18 protein-coding genes and 1 pseudogene are annotated in these 18,912 nt (G+C 74.4%); 11 read left to right on the forward strand and 8 right to left on the reverse strand.

Annotation, left to right across the window (positions count from 1 at the left end):
* Positions 1–53 precede the first annotated feature (53 nt).
* Both mltG and ABZ873_RS00790 read left to right on the forward strand, forming a co-directional pair.
* A complete protein-coding gene (mltG, locus tag ABZ873_RS00785; RefSeq protein WP_360863477.1) occupies positions 54–917 on the forward strand; it encodes an endolytic transglycosylase MltG in 864 nt (287 codons plus the stop codon).
* A 70-nt stretch (positions 918–987) separates the two neighbouring features.
* On the forward strand, positions 988–1,932 hold the full coding sequence (locus tag ABZ873_RS00790) for a hypothetical protein (RefSeq protein ID WP_360863479.1): 945 nt from the start codon (positions 988–990) through the stop codon (positions 1,930–1,932).
* A 32-nt stretch (positions 1,933–1,964) separates the two neighbouring features.
* Here ABZ873_RS00790 and ABZ873_RS00795 read toward each other — a convergent pair whose 3' ends face one another.
* From ABZ873_RS00795 to ABZ873_RS00815, 5 genes are all read right to left on the reverse strand, one after another.
* Positions 1,965–3,065 carry an FAD-dependent oxidoreductase gene (locus ABZ873_RS00795; protein ID WP_360863629.1) on the reverse strand — a complete coding sequence of 367 codons (1,101 nt, stop codon included), beginning with the start codon at positions 3,063–3,065 and terminating at the stop codon, positions 1,965–1,967.
* A gap of 60 nt (positions 3,066–3,125) precedes the next feature.
* Complete coding sequence (locus ABZ873_RS00800) at positions 3,126–4,487, reverse strand: cytochrome P450 (RefSeq protein WP_360863481.1); 1,362 nt, start codon at positions 4,485–4,487, stop codon at positions 3,126–3,128.
* A 130-nt stretch (positions 4,488–4,617) separates the two neighbouring features.
* Positions 4,618–5,307: an HAD family phosphatase gene (locus ABZ873_RS00805; protein WP_360863483.1), complete on the reverse strand. Its 690-nt coding sequence runs from the start codon at positions 5,305–5,307 to the stop codon at positions 4,618–4,620.
* Between the two features lie 45 nt (positions 5,308–5,352).
* Positions 5,353–5,832, reverse strand: coding sequence for an Lrp/AsnC family transcriptional regulator (locus ABZ873_RS00810; RefSeq protein WP_360863484.1), 480 nt, complete (start codon positions 5,830–5,832; stop codon positions 5,353–5,355).
* 25 nt (positions 5,833–5,857) lie between these two features.
* Entirely contained in the window at positions 5,858–6,616 is a 759-nt protein-coding gene (locus ABZ873_RS00815; RefSeq protein WP_360863486.1) for a YoaK family protein, read from the reverse strand.
* Between the two features lie 70 nt (positions 6,617–6,686).
* Here ABZ873_RS00815 and ABZ873_RS00820 point away from each other — a divergent pair, with 70 nt between their 5' ends.
* The 4 genes from ABZ873_RS00820 to ABZ873_RS00835 are packed head-to-tail and all read left to right on the forward strand — an operon-like array spanning position 6,687 to position 9,490.
* On the forward strand, positions 6,687–7,280 hold the full coding sequence (locus ABZ873_RS00820) for a histidine phosphatase family protein (RefSeq protein ID WP_360863488.1): 594 nt from the start codon (positions 6,687–6,689) through the stop codon (positions 7,278–7,280).
* A gap of 60 nt (positions 7,281–7,340) precedes the next feature.
* Complete coding sequence (locus ABZ873_RS00825; protein WP_360863490.1) at positions 7,341–8,849, forward strand: APC family permease; 1,509 nt, start codon at positions 7,341–7,343, stop codon at positions 8,847–8,849.
* Between the two features lie 9 nt (positions 8,850–8,858).
* The gene (locus tag ABZ873_RS00830; RefSeq protein ID WP_360863491.1) at positions 8,859–9,284 is read left to right on the forward strand and encodes a universal stress protein; all 426 of its coding nucleotides are present in this window, start codon (positions 8,859–8,861) and stop codon (positions 9,282–9,284) included.
* A complete protein-coding gene (locus ABZ873_RS00835) occupies positions 9,254–9,490 on the forward strand; it encodes a hypothetical protein (RefSeq protein WP_360863493.1) in 237 nt (78 codons plus the stop codon). The genes ABZ873_RS00830 and ABZ873_RS00835 overlap by 31 nt, the downstream gene beginning before the upstream one ends.
* Before the next feature lie 35 nt (positions 9,491–9,525).
* Here the strand turns inward: ABZ873_RS00835 and ABZ873_RS00840 are convergent, their stop codons facing one another.
* The 3 genes from ABZ873_RS00840 to ABZ873_RS00850 all read right to left on the reverse strand — a co-directional run bounded on the left by ABZ873_RS00840 (position 9,526) and on the right by ABZ873_RS00850 (position 13,202).
* Positions 9,526–10,803 carry a cation:proton antiporter gene (locus ABZ873_RS00840; RefSeq protein ID WP_360863495.1) on the reverse strand — a complete coding sequence of 426 codons (1,278 nt, stop codon included), beginning with the start codon at positions 10,801–10,803 and terminating at the stop codon, positions 9,526–9,528.
* Complete coding sequence (locus ABZ873_RS00845) at positions 10,790–11,425, reverse strand: flavin reductase family protein (RefSeq protein WP_360863497.1); 636 nt, start codon at positions 11,423–11,425, stop codon at positions 10,790–10,792. Before ABZ873_RS00845 ends, ABZ873_RS00840 begins: the two co-directional genes overlap by 14 nt.
* Before the next feature lie 175 nt (positions 11,426–11,600).
* The gene (locus ABZ873_RS00850) at positions 11,601–13,202 is read right to left on the reverse strand and encodes a tryptophan halogenase family protein (protein WP_360863499.1); all 1,602 of its coding nucleotides are present in this window, start codon (positions 13,200–13,202) and stop codon (positions 11,601–11,603) included.
* A 174-nt stretch (positions 13,203–13,376) separates the two neighbouring features.
* Here ABZ873_RS00850 and ABZ873_RS00855 point away from each other — a divergent pair, with 174 nt between their 5' ends.
* The 5 genes and pseudogenes from ABZ873_RS00855 to ABZ873_RS00875 form a co-directional block, all read left to right on the forward strand.
* Positions 13,377–14,342 carry a BTAD domain-containing putative transcriptional regulator gene (locus ABZ873_RS00855; protein ID WP_360863500.1) on the forward strand — a complete coding sequence of 322 codons (966 nt, stop codon included), beginning with the start codon at positions 13,377–13,379 and terminating at the stop codon, positions 14,340–14,342.
* Positions 14,343–14,511: 169 nt separating this feature from the next.
* Positions 14,512–16,026, forward strand: coding sequence for an aldehyde dehydrogenase family protein (locus tag ABZ873_RS00860; RefSeq protein WP_360863631.1), 1,515 nt, complete (start codon positions 14,512–14,514; stop codon positions 16,024–16,026).
* A complete protein-coding gene (locus tag ABZ873_RS00865) occupies positions 16,023–17,939 on the forward strand; it encodes a non-ribosomal peptide synthetase (protein WP_360863502.1) in 1,917 nt (638 codons plus the stop codon). Before ABZ873_RS00860 ends, ABZ873_RS00865 begins: the two co-directional genes overlap by 4 nt.
* Before the next feature lie 3 nt (positions 17,940–17,942).
* Positions 17,943–18,686 carry an alpha/beta fold hydrolase gene (locus ABZ873_RS00870; RefSeq protein WP_360863504.1) on the forward strand — a complete coding sequence of 248 codons (744 nt, stop codon included), beginning with the start codon at positions 17,943–17,945 and terminating at the stop codon, positions 18,684–18,686.
* A 42-nt stretch (positions 18,687–18,728) separates the two neighbouring features.
* Positions 18,729–18,911, forward strand: a pseudogene (locus tag ABZ873_RS00875) (MbtH family NRPS accessory protein); the annotation flags it as partial.
* Between the last annotated feature and the right edge of the window lies 1 nt (position 18,912).

Consider the following 18,912-nt stretch of genomic DNA (forward strand, 5'->3'; position numbering starts at 1 on the left):
GTGCGCGGGTGTCATGCCGGAGATGTGCACTGATGAGGGTTTAGCGTTCCCGCATGAGTCACGAGTACCGGCCGCCGCAGCGCCGATCCCGGCTCACCCGCCGGGGCCGGCTGACCCTCTTCCTCGGCACCCTGATCGCCCTCGGCGTGGCCGTCCTGATACCGCTGCTGAAAGATGCCCAGACCCCCGAGCAGCCCCGCCGCCTGGTGATCCCCGAGGGCTGGCGCGCGCCCCAGGTGTACGCCGCCGTCGACCGCGCACTGAAACTGCCACCCGGCTCCACGAAGGCGGCCGTGCCCGCCGCCGCACTGGCGCTGCCCGAGGAGGCCAAGGGGAACCCGGAGGGCTACCTCTTCCCGGCGACGTACCCGGTGACCGAGAAGTCCACCCCGGCCGTGCTCCTCGCGTACATGGTGCGCACGGCCAACGAGAGGCTGGCCACCCGGGCCGTCGCCGCCGGAGCGAAGACCCACGGCATGACCCCGTACCAGACGGCCACCATGGCGAGCATCATCGAGGCGGAGGCCGAGACGAAGGCGGACATGGGCAAGGTCGCACGGGTGGTGCACAACCGGCTGGCGAAGTCGATGCCGCTCCAGATGGACTCCACCGTCAACTACGCCCTGGGCCGTACCACCTTGGACACCACGCTGAGCGACACCCGGATCGACAGCCCCTTCAACACCTACGAACGCCAGGGCCTGCCGCCCACCCCCATCGACAGCCCGGGTCTGGACGCCATGGCAGCCGCGGTCGCACCGACTCCCGGCACCTGGCTGTACTTCGTCACCGTCAAGCCCGGGGACACCCGCTTCTCGACCACCTACGACGAACACCGCAAGCACGTGGCCGAGTTCAACCGGCTCCGCGCCCAGCAGAGCGCCCACCCCACCCAGGGAGCCCCCACCACGAAATGAACGGGCGCCGGACCGCGCGGCCGACCTACGATCGACGGCCTGCCGTGTACGTGCACCGAGGGGGCGAACCGTGAAATGGCCATGGGGAGCTGTATCGAGGAGTGACCGGAAGGCCGCAGCGGGAGCCCGCGCCGAAGCGGACGCCGGGCCCGCCTTCGACGAGGAGCCGATCGAGAGGACCGTCCAGCGGCGCCTGGAGGAGAGCAGGCGGGCGGCCGAGGCGGCCGAGCGGGAGGGTCATCGGCGGATGGTGGACCGCTGGGGGAGCGATGTGCTCGGCTGGCGCGACTGGCTGGCCCGTTCCCCCGTCGGCGTGGACCTGCTCCAGTGGTGGCACGCCGAGTCCGAACTGACCGCCCTGGTCGGGGAGGAGCGGTACGTGGAACGCCTCGGCGAACTGCTCTCGCAGGCGTCGGCGCGCGATGTCGCGGCCATGGGCCTCGGCTGCACCCGGCGGGTGGACCGGGCCTGCCGCTTCGCGGAGACATGCAGTCAGGATCCCGTGCTGCCGCCCGGCGGAAAGCTCGCGAGTTACCGGCACGGCGGAGTCGCCGGGGCGTGCAGCAGCTTCAGCGACTGCTACTCCAAGCAGCAGATCGACGTGACCTTCGCCGACGGCGACCGCCACCGGTCGGTGCTCCTCTACCGGGACCATCCGGCCGAGGCCCGGCTCTGGGTGGACGGCGTCCGGGTGGGGGAGGGGAAGTGGCTGGACAAGGGCGGCTTCTGGGAGGCGGAGCGCTTCTTCTTCATCCGGATCGAGGGCCCGGAGAACCACCCCGAGCAGGGCCCCGGGGAGATCGGCACATACCTCTACAACATCGTCTCGCTGCTGATCCACGACGCGGAGCGCGGCACCTCGCGGATCCTCGTCCCGGAGGACACCGAGAGCTGGACCGATCCCATGCTGGCCGTGCGGGACGGCATGGCCTACGTCTACCCGACCCGGGAGGACCGGGCCGCCGAGGGCACCCCCGACCGGGTGTTCCCCGTGGAGGGGGCGGAGACCGGCTGAGGTCCCGCCCGCCTCGCCGCCCACCCGTCCGCTCAGGCTGGCACCGGCTCCCCGGCCCGCTCCCGCGCCAGCAGCCGCCGGATCTCGCGGACCGCCGCCCCGCCCGCGCGGTTCGCGCCCACCGTCGAGGCCGACGGGCCGTAGCCGACCAGGTGGATCCGCTCGTCGCGCACCGCCCGCGTCCCGTCGATCCGGATGCCGCCGCCCGGCTCGCGCAGTCGCAGCGGGGCCAGGTGGTCGACGGCGGCGCGGAAGCCGGTGGCCCAGAGGATCACATCGGCCTCGACGCGGGTCCCGTCGGCCCATTCGGCGCCCTCGGGGGTGATCCGGTCGAACGCGGGACGGCGGTCCAGGACGCCCGAGGCCAGACCGGCCCGGACGGCCTCGTTCAGCGGGAGACCGGTGACGCTGACCACGCTCTGCGGCGGCAGCCCCCGGCGTACCCGCTCCTCCACCAGCGCCACCGCCGCCCGGCCCTCGGCCTCGCCGAAGCTCCCGTCGCGGAAGACCGGGGGCCGCCGGGTCACCCAGGTGGTCTCCGCCGCGACCTCGGAGATCTCCAGCAGGTGCTGCACCGCCGAGGTGCCGCCGCCCACGACGATCACCCGCAGCCCGGCGAACGCCTCCGGCCCCGGGTAGTCCGCGGTGTGCAGCTGGCGGCCGCGGAAGGTCTCCTGGCCCCGGTAGCGCGGCCAGAACGGCCGGTCCCAGGTCCCGGTGGCGTTGATCAGCGCCCGCGCCGCCCAGACGCCGGCCGAGGTCTCCACCCGCAGCCGGCCGCCCTCGCCCTCGCGGACAGCCGACACGTCCACCGGACGCCGTACGCGCAGCCCGAAGCGCTCCTCGTAGGCCGCGAAGTACTCCCCGATCACCTCCGACGAGGGCCGCAGCGGGTCGGCGCCCGTCAGCTCCATCCCGGGCAGCGCGTGCATCCCGTGGACCTTGCCGTAGGTGAGCGAGGGCCAGCGGAACTGCCAGGCGCCGCCCGGCCGGGGCGCGTGGTCCAGGACGACGTGCCCGATGCCCGCGCGGGCCAGGTGGTAGGCGCTGGACAGGCCGGCCTGCCCGGCGCCGATCACCACCACGTCGACCGCGGTCTCCGGTCCGGCGCCCGCTTCGGTGTTCCACGTCAGATCGTTCACGGTTCTACCAACCGGCGGCGGCCGCGGGATCTTCCCGCCCCCGGCGGCCGCTCAGCGGCCGGGGCGGCGCAGCGTCGCCGGAACCGGCCGGTCGGGCTGGAGGGTCAGCCCCGGGAACACCCCGGCGCGCCCGCTCCCGCTGTCCAGGTGGAAGCGCTGCCCCAGGACGGCCAGGATCAGCGCGGCCTCCACCAGCGCGAACCGCGCGCCCAGACAGGCCCGCGGGCCGCCCCCGAAGGGGAACCAGGCGTGCTCGGGCACCGGATGCGGAGCGTCCGCGTCCCACCGCTCCGGGCGGAAGCTCTCGGGCTCGGGGAACCACCGCGGGTCGCGGTGCATCGACCACGGGCTGGTCCACACCCGCGTCCCCGCCGGGACCGCCCGGCCGCCCAGCCGCGCCTCCGGCCCGGCCACGGCCGTGATCAGCCAGATCGGCGGATACATCCGCAGCGCCTCCTGGACCACCTGCCGGGTCCACGGCAGCCGCGCGTAGTCCTCGTACGAGGGCAGGCGGCCGCCGAGCACCCGGTCCAGCTCCTCCGTCAGCCGGGCCCGGGCCGCCGGGGCGCCGGACAGCAGCTGCCAGGCCCAGGTCAGAGTGGTGGACGTGGTCTCGTGGCCGCCGACGTACAGGGTGATCGACTCGTCCCGCAGCCCCTTGCGGGTCAGCGGCGCGCCGTGCTCGTCGCGTGCGGCCAGCAGCCGGCTCAGCAGGTCGTCCCGGTCCACGCCGCGCGCGGAGGCCGCCTCGTGCTCCCGGATGACGTGCGCGATCTCCCGGTCGAGCACGGCCACCGCCTTCCGCATCCGGCTCCGCCCCGGAGTGCGCACCCACGGCGGCAGGAACATCGTCAGCCCCCGGAACTCCGCGCCCAGTTCACGCTGCGCGGTGGCCATGGCGGCGCCGATGGGGCCCTCCCGGCCGGCGGCGTCGCTGCCGAACAGGGTGCGGACCGCTATCCGTTGGGTGAGCCCGCCCATCTCCCGGTGTACGTCGATCCGCGCGCCCTCCCGCCAGCCGCCCGCCAGGGCGTCCGCGCACTCCACCATCGTGGCGGCGTACGCGCGCACCTGCCGGGGCCGGACGGCCGGCTGGACCAGGGCCCGCTTGCGCCGCCAGTCGTCCCCGGTGGCGACCACCACCCCGTCGCCCAACAACTGGTGGACGGCCCAGCCCAGTTCGGTGGGCCGGAAGGTGGACTCGACGGCGCCGAGCAGTTCACCGGCCAGCTCGGGGCGGGAGACGAGCACATTGCGCTGCGGGCCCAGCGTCCAGGGCACCCAGTCGCCGTAGTCGTCGCGCAGCGACGTGAAGAAGGCCAGCGGATCGCGGGCGAAGGCGGGCAGGTTCCCGAGCAGGGGCCACCCGCGCGGGCCGCCGTTCCGGGTGCCCGGGGGCAGGGTCGCGGTCACGCAGGCATGGTGACAGCCGTGCCCGCAGGGCACCAGAGTGCGGACCGGGGAGGATCAGGCGGTACGCGGACGCGGTACGGACGGCCCCGCGCCCCGCGTCAGCCCCCCCCGGGCCCCGCCCCCGCCCCCGTCAGCCCACCCCGCGCCCCGCCCCGTACGCCGACAGCCACGCGTGGGCCGCCTCCGCCGTGAACTCCGGCTGCCCGCCCCGGAACAGCAGCCCCGCCGAGGCGAAGGCCGGGTCACCGGCGATCTCCGCCGCGTACGGCACCACGATGCAGCCCATCCCGGCCGCGTGCGCCGCCCGCGCCCCCGGCGCCGCGTCCTCCACCACCACGCAGTCGGCCGGCTCCGCCCCCAGCCGCCGCGCCGCCTCCAGGAACACGTCCGGCGCGGGCTTGCCCCGCGCCACCTCCTCGGCGGAGACCAGCGTCGTCAGCAGGGCGTCCAGACCGGTGCCGGCCAGCACCGCCTCGATCGCCTCCCGCGAGGAACCGGAGGCCACCGCCAGCGGCACCCCCTCGGCGCGCAGCCGCTCCACGAACTTCCGCATCTGCGGGAAGACCTCGGTCCGGGTGCGGGCCAGCTCCAGATAGGCGGCGTTCTGCTCGGCGAGCAGGACCTCGACCGGTGCGCGCAGCCCGTAGCGCTCCTTGAGGATCTCCAGCGTCTCCATGGTGCCGATGCCGATGAAGCGGGAGTGCTGCTCCCAGGTGAAGTCCGGGACGCCGTGCCGTTCCAGGGTGAGGCGGCCCGACTCGTAGTAGTTGGGCTCGCTGTCCACGAGGGTGCCGTCGAGATCGAATATGACGGAGATCATCCGCTGTGCCCGTCCTGCCTGTCGTGTCCGGTACCGGCCGTGCTGTCAGCTTGTGCGGGCGTTCCTCCCCACGGCCTCCACCAGCGGCAGCAGCCGGTGCGGGACCCGCTCGCGCAGGGCGACCTCCGTCCGGGTGCGGACCACGCCCGGGAGCTGGATCAGCCGCTGGATCACGTCCTCCAGGTGGGCGTTGTCCCGGGCCGCCACCCGGGTCAGCAGGTCCCCGCCGCCCGTGATGGAGAAGGCTTCGATGATCTCCGGTACGGCGGCCAGCGCGTCGCCCACGTCGTCCAGATGGCCCTGGGTGACCTCGATGTGCACGAAGGCCAGCACCGGATGGCCCAGCGCGGCGGGGGAGAGCACCGGACCGGTGCCGGTGATCACCCCGGTGCGCTCCAGCCGGTCCAGCCGCGCCTGGAGGGTGCCGCGCGCGACGCCGAGGATCCGCGCGTACTCACGGACGCTCGTGCGCGGCTGCTCGATCAGCAGGCGCAGGATTCTGGTGTCGAGCTCGTCCACCGCCATGCGGCGACTGTACCAATGGCACAGTTCAGCCCGATCGTTCCCGGCCGGGCGCCTGCTCCGTGTGGAGGGGCGGCTGGCCCCGGTAGAACAGGCCCACGACCAGCACCGTCGCGGCCGCCGGCAGCAGCAGCCAGCCCGCCGTCCAGCCGGCCCCCACCAGCAGCGCCCCGAGGAAGCCCCCGGCGAACAGGGCCAGGACGGACACACCGCGCAGGGTCCACCCGGCCGTGCCGAAGCCGTACAGGTGCTCGTGCCCCATGGCGGAGCCGCCCAGGAAGGCGGTCATCGAGCGGGTGACCAGCGTCGTCGGCACCCCCGGCACATTGGCCCGCATGATCGTGGTGTTGCGCGTCCCCATGGCCAGCGCCAGGACGGCCGTCGCCGCCAGATGCCGCGGGTGCGGGGACCCGTACTGGGGTGTCAGACCCCAGCCGACGGCCGCCGCGGCCAGGATCAGCCCGGACTCGACGAACAGCCCGAGGACGAACCAGCTCCGCCCGCGCTTCTCCGTCACGGACTCCAGACGGGCCCCGCAGACCACCCCCACGACGAACGCGGCCAGCGAGACCCCGGGCGCCAGGCTCTCCAGCCGCCCGACGCCGGCGGCGCCGAAGGCCAGGAAGAGCACATTGCCCGTCTGCATCGCCGTGAAGGCCGGCCCCAGCGCCAGCAGGCTCGCCGCCTCGACCAGCCCCGTCACGGCCGTCAGCGTGACCATCAGCGCGGGCATGCGCGGCGGGAGGGCCGGACCGGCCGTCCGGGCGGCCCCGCGGTTCTCGTCCATGACGCCCGACAGTGACACGCCCGGGGGGTCGGCCGCCGCCGACATGCCGCGAGGCAATAGGGTCCGGAGGGTGAGTGACCTGATGCTGGTGAGACACGGTGAGACCGCCTGGAGCGCGAACGGGCGGCACACCGGACGCACCGATGTACCGCTGACCGCACGCGGGGTCGAGGAGGCCATCTCCCTGGCCCCCTTCTTCCGCGACCGCCACCCGGCCCTGGTGCTGACCAGCCCGCTGCGCCGCGCCGTGGCCACCGCCGAACTCGCCGGGCTGCCCGGCGCCGGCATCGACTCCGACCTCTACGAGTGGGACTACGGCGGCTACGAGGGCGTCACCACGGCGGAGATCCAGCGCACCACCCCCGACTGGTCCCTGTGGACCCACGGGGTCCCGCCCGGCGACGCCGACCACCCCGGGGAGAACGCCGCCCAGGTGGGAGCCCGCGCCGACCGCGCCCTCGCCCGGATCGCCCCCGTCCTGGAGGCGGACGACGGCGACGTGGTGCTCGTCGCCCACGGCCACTTCCTGCGCGTCCTCACCGCCCGCTACCTGCGCCTGGCGCCCGAGAACGGCCGGCTGTTCCTGCTGCGCACCGGCACCGTCAGCACGCTCTCCACGGAGCACGCCCTCCCGGTGATCGCGGGCTGGAACACCCGGCCCTGACCCGGCCTGACCGGCCCAGCCCGCCTCGCGCGCCGCTGCCGCGTGCGTGACCATTCGTACATGAGCCATGACGGTGCGGGCGACGGGCCCGGGACGGCCACCCAGGACGCGGGGCTCAAGGCCAACGCGATCGGTTTCCTCGACGCGCTCGTCATCGGCCTGAACTCCACCTCGCCCGCCTACTCCCTGGCGGCCGTGCTCGGGCCGATCGTCGCCCTGGTCGGCATCTACGCGCCGGGCGTCATGCTGGCATCGTTCGTGCCGATGCTGCTGATCGCCGCCGCCTTCTACTACCTCAACAAGGTGGACCAGGACTGCGGGACCACTTTCTCCTGGGTGACCCGGGCCATGGGCCCCTGGGCGGGCTGGCTCGGCGGCTGGGCCATCGCGATGACGGGCGTGCTGGTCATCGGCTCGCTCGCGGACGTCGCCGTCAACTTCGGGCTGCTCGCCCTCGGGCTCGACGACTGGGCCGCCAATGCCTGGATCCGGCAGGGCCTCACCGTCGCCGTCATCCTCGCCATGACCGCGGTCTGCGTCATCGGCACCGAGCTGTCGGCCCACCTCCAGGACATCCTGATCCTGGCCCAGGTCTTCTTCCTGCTGGCCTTCGCCGTCGTCGCCATCTACCGCGTCTACGCCGGCACCAGCACCCTGGAGGAGATCGAGCCGAGCATCAGCTGGCTCAACCCCTTCGGCGCCGGCGGCGCCGCCCTCACCGGCGGACTGCTGCTCGGCGTGTTCATGTACTGGGGCTGGGAGTCCGCGGTCAACCTCACCGAGGAGGTCGAGAACTCGGCGACGGCGCCCGGCCGGGCCGGCATCTGGTCCACGGTCATCCTCCTGGTGACCTACCTGTCCGTGGGCTTCGCGGTCGTCGCCTACGCGGGCACCGCCTTCCTCGCCGAGAACGCCGCCGAGGAGGAGGCCATCTTCGCCGTCCTCGCCCACGAGGTGATGGGCGGCTGGGACTGGATGGTGCTCCTCGCCGTCTGCACCTCCGCGCTGGCCTCCACCCAGACCACGATCATCCCGGCCTCCCGGACGGCTCTGTCCATGGCCCGCCGGCACGCCCTGCCCCCGCACCTCGCGCACATCCACCCGAGGTTCCGCACTCCGGACGTGAGCACCTGGTGGGTGGCCGGGATCGCCATCGCCTGGTACCTCGTCGTCAACCAGATCAGCGAGAACGCCCTCCTGGACTCGCTCACCGCGCTGTCCCTGCTGATCGCCTTCTACTACGCGCTGACCGGCCTGGCCTGCGCCGTCTACTACCGCCGCCACCTGCTCGACGGGCCGCACAACCTGCTGCTCATCGGGGTGGGGCCGGTGGTCGGGGCCGCCCTGCTGATCTGGCTGCTGATCGAGTCGATCGGTGACATGTCGAACCCGGAGAACTCCGCGAGCGGCGTCTCCTGGTTCGGGCTCGGCCCGCCGCTCGTCATCGGGATCGCGATCGCCCTCGTCGGCGTGCTCGTCATGTGCTTCTGGCGGATCCGCGACGGCCGGTTCTGGCAGGAGCGGCGCGGCGTGGTCGACCCGGCCCTCGTCCACACCCGCAAGCGCTGAGGAGTCCCGATGTCCGTGGTCCTCGGATACGACGAATCACCCGGCGCCGAGCGGGCCCTGCAGGTCGCGCTGGAGGTGGCCACCGCCTTCGGTGAACCCCTCGTCCTCGTCTACGGGGCGGCTGCCCCGGGCCCCACCGGCGAGGAGTCCCGCGCCCACCGGGAAGCCGTCCGCCAGGCCGGCCGCAGCGCCCTCGCGCACGCGGTGGAGGAGGCCGACGCCGCCGGAGTGCCCTCGACGGTCGAGGTGGCCGACGAGAAGCCCGCCCAGGCCCTGCTCGACGCCGCCCGGCGCCACGACGCCCGCGTCATCATCGTCGGCAGCTGGGGCGACAGCCCGATGCGCGGCGCCCTCCTCGGCTCCACCCCGCACAAGCTGCTGCACCTGTCCCCGATCCCGGTGCTGTGCGTACCGACGGAGAGCGCGCCGCGCTGAAGCGGGTGGGCGGCCTGGTGCTCGCGGCGGACTCGTACGGGCTGCGCACCCTGCGGGCCGCGGCCACCGTCGACAACGCCGGATCGCGCGCGGTCCTGCTGTGCACCGGGTTCCTGCCGGTGGGGGAGACCGTCCTGGACGGCCGACCCGCGATCCGCTACGAACGGGACCTGGCGGCGGTACGGCAGCAGCCGGCGGGCGCCTGAACATCCGTCAGGCACCCGCCGGCCGGGTCCGGCCGTCAGGGACGGGAGAGGGCACTCTCCGGCGGGGCCGGCGCCCCTTCGGGCGACGTCACCTCCTCGGCGCGCAGCCGGGTCAGCGCCGGGCTGGTCACCGCCGTCGTGACCAGGGCCATCAGTACCAGCATGGTGAACAGCTGCGGGCCGATCACACCCAGTTCGAGGCCGACGTTCAGTACCACCAGCTCGGTCAGCCCCCGGCAGTTCATCAGGGCGCCGATCGACAGGGCCTCCCGCCACGGTCTTCCGCAGGCGCGGGCCGCGCCCGCCGCGCCGCCCCACTTGCCGAGGACGGCGACCGCGAGCACCGCGAGGGTCCAGAGCCACAGCTCGGGCGAGGCCGTCAGCCCCCCGATGTCCGTGCGCAGCCCGGTGTGGACGAAGAACAGCGGCAGCAGCACGGGCACGGTGAAGGCCCGCAGCCGGGCCGCCGAGACCTCGATACGCCGCCCCGTGCGCGGGGTGACCACGCCGAACAGGAAGGCCCCGAACAGGGCGTGCACCCCGATCAGGTCCGTGACCAGCGCGGACAGGCTCAGCCCGCTGAACAGCGCGACCAGCACCGCCGCGTCCCCCCACCGGTCGGCGCGCACCGCCCAGCGGGCCAGCAGCGGCCGCACCACGTACAGCATGGCCAGGGCGAAGGCCGCGGCGAGCACGGCCGCGGTCGCCGCCTCCATCGGGGACCCGGCGGAGGACAGCGCCACGACCAGGGCCAGCAGGCACCACGCCACCACGTCGTCCACGGCTGCGCAGGCCATGGCGAGCGCCCCGAGCGGGGTCCCGTACAGCCCGCGGTCGATGAGGATGCGGGCCAGGACGGGGAAGGCGGTGATGCTCATGGCCACGGCGATGAACAGCACGAACGGCACCCGCCCCACCCCCTCCGGCGCGAAACCGCCGTACAGGGCGAGCGCGAGTACGGCGCCCAGGGCCAGCGGCAGCAGCATGCCGGCCTGGCTCACGGCCACCGCGATCCGGGTGTGCCCGCGCAGGCTTTTCAGGTCCAGCTCCAGCCCGACCAGGAACATGAAGGCCAGCAGGCCGAGCTGGCCCAGTACCGAGGTGTACGGGAGCACGCCCGCCGGGAACAGCGCGTGCTGGGCCTGGGGCCAGAGCCAGCCCAGCAGGGAGGGCCCCAGCAGGATGCCGGTGGCGATCTCGCCCACCACGGGCGGCTGGCCGAGCCGCCGGCAGAGGGCCGCGCCCGCCTGGCAGGCCAGGATCACCACGGGCACGGCGATCAGCAGGGCGGGCAGGGGATCAGCGGCGGACACGGGTGCCTCCCTCGGGAGCGGCGTTGGACAGGGCGGTGCGCGGGGCGGACGGGGCGGCGGCCGACGGGGCGGCGGGCGGCGGGGCCGTCGAGGAGGCCCCGGACCACAGGGCGTAGCGGCGCAGCCCGTACAGCAGCGGCTGCGGGTCGTCCCGGACGGTGACCCGGCCGACCTCGGCGAAGACGGCCGTGTGGTCCCCGAAGCCGACCGTCCTGACCACGGTGCAGTCCGCCACGGCGTGCGCGTCGGCCGTGAGGTGCGGTCCGCCGGCGCCCAGCGGCAGCCGCCACTCGACCCGCTCGAAGCGGTCGGGCGCGCCCGAGGCGAACAGGTCGGAGGTGGCGCGGGCCCGCTCGTGCAGCAGGTTGAGGGAGAAGGCACCCTGGGCGAGCACCACGGCGAGGGTCGGGCTGGCGGCCCGCACGCAGACCACGATCGTCGGCGGGTCGAGGGCGACGCTCGCCAGGGAACTGCAGGTCAGGCCGTGCGGCACGGTGTCGGCGTCCAGGGTGGTGACCACGGAGACACCGGTGGGGAAGGCGGCCATGAAGGGCCGGATGTCCGCCTGCCGCCGGGCGGGTTCTTCCGGCGCGGCGGGCTCGGTCGCGGAGCGGTGGGGCATGTCTGACTCCTGGAGTGGCTGGGAACGACGGGGTACGGCTGGGAACGACGGCGGCCCGGCAGCCGGCGGGAGAGCCGTGCTGCCGGGCCGTGGAGGCGTGCGGGCGTGCGGGCGAAGAGGTGGAGAGGTGGGGTGGTGGGGAGGTGGGGGAGAGGCGGCCGGGCGGGGCGGGCCGTTACGCGCCGTGCAGCTGGCGCAGGTAGTCGTAGGCGCTCGGCAGGGTCTCCAGCAGGTTCTGCTGCTGGCGCTTGACGGTGTCGAAGAGCGGTTCGGCGCCGGCCACCGACTCCGGCCGGTGCGCGAGGGTGGGCAGCGGGGCGTCCGGCTCCAGGCCGAGGCCGGAGAAGATGCAGTAGTAGCTGCCGTTGGTCCAGAAGTTGCGGAACTCGGCCTCGAAGTTGCCGTAGTACGTGGACTCGTCCGTGATCGGGGAGTTGATGGGCAGGCCGGCCTTGTAGGCGGAGATCTTCTGCTTGATGTTGTCGGGCAGCACCAGCTTCTTGTTGGCCTGCCAGAACGGGGTGTCGTTGCGCGGCGCGTAGTAGAAGTGCGCCTGGATGAAGTCGCGGGTGTCGTCGAACATCACCTCGATCTCGTTGTTGAAGCTGTCGATGAGACCCTTGTTGAAGGTCTTGTCCGGGAAGTGCTTGGCCAGCTGGTAGATCGCGGCGGTGATGAAGTAGATGCCGGTCGACTCCAGCGGCTCCAGGAAGCAGGAGGACAGGCCGATGCTCACCACGTTCTTCACCCAGGCGCGGCGGTTGCGGCCCACGCGGAAGCGGATGTGGTTGAACTTCGTCTCCTCCGGGTCCAGGCCCCACATGTCCGCGAACTCGCGGGTGGCGGTGTCCTGGTCGGCGAACTTGCTGGAGTACACGTAGCCCGTGCCGAACCGGCCCAGCATGGGGATCTTCCAGGCCCAGCCGGAGGACATGGCGATCGCGGACGTGTAGGGCTCCACGCCGTTCGCCTCGTCGTCGTGCGGGACGGCCGTCGCCACCGCGCTGTCGCACAGCAGGTGGTCGCTCATGTCGATGAACGGCTCCTGCATCGCCTGGTTGATCAGCAGACCGCGGAAGCCCGAGCAGTCCACGAACAGGTCGGCGTCCACGGCCAGTCCGCCCTTGGTGTGCAGGGTGGTCACATAGCCGCGGGAGTCCTGCTCCACCCGGACCATCTCGTCCTGCAGGTGGTGCACGCCCTGCTTCTCGGTGGCGAAGCGGCGCAGGAAATCGGCCACCAGCTGGGCGTCGAAGTGCCAGGCGTACCGGGTGGCCGGACGGCCGTCGAGCCAGCGCGGGGCCTTCATCGCGTCCATCACGGGGGGCTCGCGGAAGCAGGCGTAGTCGAAGGGCTCGGTGGTGCGGCCCTCGTACTTGCGCTTGAACCAGTAGTGCGACAGCGGGGTCTGGTCGTAGTCCGGGAGCAGCCCGAAGGGGTGGTAGAAGTGGTCCGGTCCGCCACCCGGCAGCTCGCGGGCCGTCGCCTCGCCCTGCCCGCCGGTCCGCCAGTTGACGAAGCGCACCGCCATCTTGAAGCTCGCGTTGCACTCCCGCATCCACTCGTCCTCGGCGACCCCCAGGTAGTCGAAGAAGGAGCGCTGGAGATTGGGCACGGTCGCCTCGCCCACGCCGATGCGCGGGATCGACGGCGCTTCGAGCACGGTGATGTCGACCGTTCCCTGCAGCGCCTTGCCGAGATACGCGGCCGTCATCCAGCCGGCCGTGCCGCCCCCCAGGATGACGACCTTCTGAAGCCGGGTGTCGGTGCTGGTCATGAAACAGCCCTCATTTCGGAGTCGGCGGTTCGGGTGGTCGTGCTCATCAGTGTCGAAAACCGCCCTATCACCGCCCTACACCGCAAAGATCCGGCCGTTGTAGGCCCGTTGTAGACCCTCCGAACAGACTCTTCGCAGGCAGAGCGGCAGGCGAACGAGCAACGGGAGGACGCGATGAGCACCGCAGCGACCGAAACGGCGGGGCCGGCGGTACGCGTCCGCTTCCTGGGCGACTTCGAGCTGACCGTCAACGGCGCCCCCGTCCGCCACTGGCGGGCCGGCAAGGCCCGCGGCCTCTTCCAGTACCTCGTCGTCCACCGCGGCCAGACCCTCACCCGCGAACGCCTCTACGCCTCCCTCTGGCCCGGCAGCGACAGCACCGCCGGCAGCTCCCTCAAGGTCGCCGCCCACGCCCTGCGCCGCGTCCTCGACGCCCACCCCGACCGGCCCGGCGACTCCGGGATCCGGCTGCTCTACCGCGACTTCGGTTACGTCCTGCACGTCGCCGGGCTCTGGTCCGACCTCGACCGCTTCCAGGACCTCGTGCACACCGGGCTGCGCGCCGCGACCGCCGGGGACACCCCGCTCGCCCGCACCCGGCTGCGCTCCGCCCTGTCCCTCTACGGCGGCGAGTTCCTGCGCGGCGAGAGCGCCGACTGGGTCGTCGAGCAGCGCGAATACCTCAGAGCCCTCGCCCTGCGGGCGCTCGGGGTGCTGCGCGCAGACGCCGAGGCCCGCGAGGACTTCGTCGACCTGATCGGACTGTGCAAGCGCACCCTTGAGATCGACCGCCACCACGAGGAGACCTACCGCGCCCTCATGGCCGCGCACGGCCGCCGCGGCGAACTGGCCTGCGTACGCCGCTGGTACGAGCTCTGCGCGCGCCGGATGCGCGAGGAACTGGCCGTGGCGCCCGATCCCGAGACCCAGCTGCTGCTGCGCACCCTGCTCCCGGCGGCCGCCCGCGAGAGCGCCCCCGCCGCCCTGGCCCCCACCGTCCGCGCCCTGCGCTCCCCGGTCCGCCGGCCCGGCACGCCCCCGTGGAGCGCGGAGGCCCGTACGCCGCTGCCGCCGCGCCCCGTCCGGCGGGCCCGGCCCGACAACCGGGCCCCCGCCGTCCGGATCCGGGCGGCCGACTGAGCCGGCCGGCCGGGCCCCGCACCGCCCGGCGACCACCGCGTCCGTGCCCCAGCCGTCCAGCGAGCCCCGCAACCCGCGACCGAGTGAGGACACCACCGTGACCGTGCTGACCGTTCCGACCGCGCCACAGGACTCCAGACCACCGGGTGCCGGGCCGCACACGGCCGCCCTGCCGCCCCGGTACACCGACCAGTTCATCGGCGGCGCCTGGGTCCCCTCCGACGCCGAGGCCCGCCTCGTCGTCACCGACCCCAGCACCGAGCGGCCCCTCGCCACCGTGCCCGCCGGCACCGCCCGCGACGCCGACCGCGCGGCCCGCGCCGCCGCCGCGGCCTTCGAGGGCTGGGCCGCCACCCCGCCGCGCGAACGGGCCGCCCTGCTGCGCCGGGTCGTCGCGGCCATGGAGACCCGCGCCGACCGCTTCGCCGAGATCATCACCGCCGAGGTGGGCGCGCCCGCCCGGATGGCCCGTCACACCCATGTCGGGCTCTCGCTGGGCATGGCCGCGCACTGCGTGGAGACCGCCGCCTCCCACACCTTCGAGGAGCGCGTGGGGCATTCGCTGGTCGTGCGCGAGGCCGCCGGGGTCGCCGCCTGCGTCACCCCGTGGAACACCCCGCTGCTGCTCACCGTCCAGAAGATAGTTCCGGCGCTCGCGGCGGGCTGCACCGTCGTGCACAAGCCCAGCGAGATCACCCCGCTGCACGCCCGGCTGCTCGCCGAGGCCGTCGCCGAGGCCGATCTGCCGCCCGGCGTCTTCAACATGGTCGTCGGGACCGGGGCCGAGGCCGGTACCGCGCTGGTCACCCACCCGCTGGTGGACGTGGTCTCGCTGACCGGCTCCACCCGGGCGGGCCGCGAGGTCTCCGCGCTCGGCGCCGCCCGCATCAAGCGCGTCCACCTCGAACTCGGCGGCAAGAACGCCAGCCTCGTCCTCGACGACGCCGACCTCCCCTCCGCCGTCGCCGCCTCCGTCGACCAGATGCTCTTCAACACCGGCCAGACCTGCCTGCAATGGAGCCGGCTGCTGGTGCCCCGCGAGCGCCAGGACGAGGCCGTGGCCCTCGCCCGCGCGGCCATGGACGGCTATGTGACCGGCGACCCGCGCGATCCCGCCACCGACCTCGGCCCGCTGGTCTCCGCCGCCGCCCACGAGCGCGTCACCGCGTACATCCGGCGCGGCACCGAGGAGGGCGGCGCCCGCCTGGTCCACGGCGGCCCCGGCCGGCCCGACGGGCTGGACACCGGCTACTACGTCCGCCCGACCGTCTTCGCCGACGTGGACCCGCTGAGCACCCTCGGGCAGGAGGAGATCTTCGGCCCCGTCCTGTCCGTCATCCCCTACGAGGACGAGGCGCAGGCCGTCCGCATCGTCAACGGGACCCGCTACGGCCTGCACGGCGCGGTCTGGTCCGGCGACGAGGCCCGCGCCGGGCGCGTCGCACGCCGCTTCCGCACGGGCCTGGTCGACGTCAACGGCGGCCAGTTCAACCCGGCCGCGCCCTTCGGCGGCTTCAAGCAGTCCGGGATCGGCCGCGAATGCGGCACCGCCGGGCTGGACGCCTTCCTGGAAACCAAGTCGATGCAGCTCCCGCAGGGCGGGCCCGGCCAGGTGGTGGGCCCGCGGCTGCGGGCCACCGCGGCCGCCGCAGGCCCCGCGGACACGGAGAGGAACGAGGGATGAGCCAGCCGCACGCCGCGCCGTCCGGGGCCGCCGCCCCGGACGCCCCGGCCGAGGACACCCCGCCGCCCGGCGCGGCGGAGCCGGCGCGGGGCGCGCTGCCGCCGCTCTTCGCCCGCCTGGAGCGGTGGACCCGCGAACAGCCCGACGAGACCGCCGTCAAGGCCGCCGACGGCTCCCTGACCTATGCGGCGCTCACCGCCCGCACCGCCCGCTACGCCACCGCCCTCGCCCGCGCCGGAGCCGGCCCCGAGACCCCGGTCGGGCTGCTGCTCGGCCGCTCCCGGGAGAGCGTGCCCGCGCTGCTCGCCGTCTGGAGCCTCGGCGCGACCGCCGTCCCCCTCGACCCCGCGCACCCGGTCGAACGGCTCGGCGGTGTCCTGCGCGACGCCGGGGCCGCCGTCCTGATCGCCCCCGGGACCCCCGCCGGACTGGAGGCGGGCGGGGCCGCCCTGCTCACCCCGCGCGAGGTCCGCCGCGGCGCCCCCGGCGCGCTCGCGGTGTCCGTGCCCGCCGCCGACGGCTGCGCCTACCTCGTCTACACCTCCGGGACCACCGGCCGCCCCAAGGGGGTCGAGGTCACCTACCGGGGCCTGGACACCTTCGTAGAGGCCCTGGGCGGACTCGGCCTGCCCGCCGGCGGGCTCGGCCTCAACGCCGTCTCGCCCGCCTTCGACGGCTGGCTCTGGTGCACCCTGCTCTACCTCGTGCACGGCCAGGGGGTGGCCCTCGCCGACCTCTCCCTGGAGGGCCTGCGCCAGGCCGCCGCCGAGGGCCGCGAGGCGCTGCCCGCCGGACTGCGCACCGTCTCCCTCACCCCCTCCCTGCTCGCCGCGCACGGCGCCGGGATCGGCTCCGCCGAGGTGGTCGTGGTCGCCGGGGAGGCATGCCCGGCCGCGCTGGCCGAGCGCTTCGCCGAGGGCCGACGGCTGCTCAACGTGTACGGGCCCACCGAGGTGACCATCGCCGCCACCTGGGCCGACAGCAGGAAGGGGGACGACGTGACCGGCATCGGACGACCGCTGCCCGGCTACCGGGCCTACGTCCTGGACGAGGACCTGCTCCCGGTGCCCGCCGGCACCGAGGGCGAGCTCTACCTCGGCGGCCCGGCCGTCGCCCGCGGCTACCGGGGGCGCCCCGGCCTCACCGCCCGGCGCTTCCTGCCCGACCCCTTCCAGGGCGGCGGCAGCCGCATGTACCGCACGGGCGACGTGGTGGTCCGCCGCGCCGACGGCGCCCTGGAGTACCGGGGCCGCCGCGACGACCAGGTCAAGGTGCGCGGCCACCGCATCGAACTGGGCGAGGTGGAACGGGTCGCCGCCGAGCTCCCCGAGGTCGTCGCCGCGGCCTGCTGCCCGCTCGCCGCGGGCCAGAGCCTCGGCCTCGCCGTCGTCGCCGCGCCCGGCGCCGGGCCTGCGGAGCTGGTGGCCCGGGTCGTGGAGCGCTGCCGCAAGCTGCTGCCCGCGGCGGCGGTCCCGGCGACCGTGCGCGTCCTGGAACGGATCCCCACCCTCAGCACCGGCAAGGCCGACCGCGAGGCGCTGGCGCGGGCTCTGGCCGCCCCGGAACGACCGGCCGGCGCGGACGCCGGGGGCGGAGGCGCGAGCCCGAGCGAGCGCGTGGTGATGACCGTGTGGGCCGAGGTGCTGGGCACCGAAGTGGCCGGGCCCGAAGCCGACTTCTTCGAGCTGGGCGGCCACTCCCTCGCCGCGGCCCGCGCCGTCTCCGAACTGCGCCGCACCACCGGACTGCGCCTCGGCCTCGGCGCCCTGCTGGCCCGGCCGACGGTGGCCGACGTCGCCGCCGAGATCGACCGGCTGGCCGCCGCCCCGGCCCCGCCCGCCGGAGCCGGCGTGTCCGCCGGTGCGACCGCCACCGCGTCCGTCGGCGCGTCCGCCGGTGCGGAAGGGGCGTAGACCATGGGCCGCTGGATCTCCACCTGGACCGACGACCCCGCCGTACGGGACCTGCCCGTGCTGCTCTGCCTGCCCCCGGCCGGCGCCGGCTGCCAGCAGTTCCGCGCGTGGCAGCCCGCACTGGAGGGCACCGCGCAGGTGTACGGCGTACAGCTCCCCGGCCGGGAGAACCGCTGGCGCGAACCCATGCCGGACACCTTCGACGAGGCCGTCGACGCCATCGCGGCCGAGCTGACGGCCACCGTCGGGGACCGGCCCGTGACCGTCTTCGGCCACAGCTTCGGCGGACTGCTCGGCTACGAGGTGGCCCGCCGGGTCCCGCCGCGCGCCCTGGTCGTCAGCGGCTGCCGGGCCCCCGGCCACTGGGACGGTGCCGGCCGCGGCATCGTCGACGACGGCGAGGAGCTGGACAAGCTCTTCGACACCGCCGGACTGGACCCGGCCCTGCTGGACGAGGACACCCGCGCCCTGATGGTCGGGATGCTCCGCAAGGACGCCCAGCTGTCGCTGAGTTACACCCACCGGCCGGGCGTGCGGCTGGACGTGCCCGTGCACGCCTGGGGCGCCGACGGGGACGAGACCGTCACCGCCGCCGACCTCGACGGCTGGGCCGCGGTCACCAGCGCCGGTTTCACCCGGCACACCACCACCGGCGGCCACCACGCCGTCCTGCGCCACCCCCGGCCCGTACTGGACCAGCTGACGGCCCTGCTGAGCGACGCCGCGCAGCCGCACCCCGCGCCCTGACCCCGGCGAAGACCACCGCCCACCCGCCCGAACCCGGAGGACACCGTGCCCACCACCCATCAGGTCCTCGTGAACCACGAGGGGCAGTACGCGCTGTACCCCGCCGCACGCGAGACACCCGACGGCTGGACCCCGGCCGGTTTCGACGGCACCGAGGACGAGTGCGCCGACTTCGTCGACGCCCACTGGCCCGACACCCGCCCCAACGGTCTGCGAGGAGCCTGAG

Source organism: Streptomyces sp. NPDC047014 (assembly GCF_040644195.1).
Lineage (GTDB): Bacteria > Actinomycetota > Actinomycetes > Streptomycetales > Streptomycetaceae > Streptomyces.